The following is a 569-nucleotide window of genomic DNA, read 5'->3' as shown; positions in this document are numbered from 1 at the left end:
GTCAGTCCATCATGAAGAGCGTCCCGGTTCGCCGCATATCGGTACAGCGCCATCGGATCTTTCCCGAGCTTGTGGCCAAGCCGGCGCATCGACAGCGACTCCAGTCCCTCGTCATCCACCAGCTCAAGAGCGGCAGCCAGCACGATATCCCGGCTCAGCCGGCCCCCACGGGCACTCTTCCCGTCTCTTCCACCGACGACTGGGCCACCCTGGCTTATCTTCTGCGCAGTGTGATCGTTCTCTTCCGGCAAAGGCATACGCCTCCGTCCAATTAGTAAGCCGACTTGCTATTAGCGACTCTACACCGTAGTGTGTACGAGGTAGAGCACCCGTAGAAAAGCCTGCGGACTTCCGCTCTCCCAGATACGCACCAGTCCCGCTCAGGGCGACTGGTCCACGGCCGTCAGCGGCCACCCCCACTTCGAAGGAAATCTCTCTATGTCTAATAACAACGGCGGCGACAACAACGGCGGTAACAACAACGGTGGCGGCAACAACAACGGCGGCGGTAACAACGGCGGTAACAACAACGGTGGCGGCAACAACAACGGCGGTAACAACAACAACAA

At 59.2% G+C, this 569-nt stretch carries 1 protein-coding gene; it reads right to left on the bottom strand.

Translation table 11 applies throughout. The features are described 5' to 3' along the window. The coding region (locus tag Y705_RS20910) for a TetR family transcriptional regulator (protein ID WP_155849857.1) at positions 1–257 on the bottom strand (257 nt) is incomplete at its 3' end. Between the last annotated feature and the right edge of the window lie 312 nt (positions 258–569).

It is taken from the genome of Arthrobacter sp. H41 (assembly GCF_000520535.1).
GTDB lineage: Bacteria > Actinomycetota > Actinomycetes > Actinomycetales > Micrococcaceae > Arthrobacter_D.
This window is presented reverse-complemented; position numbering and strand designations above follow the sequence as displayed.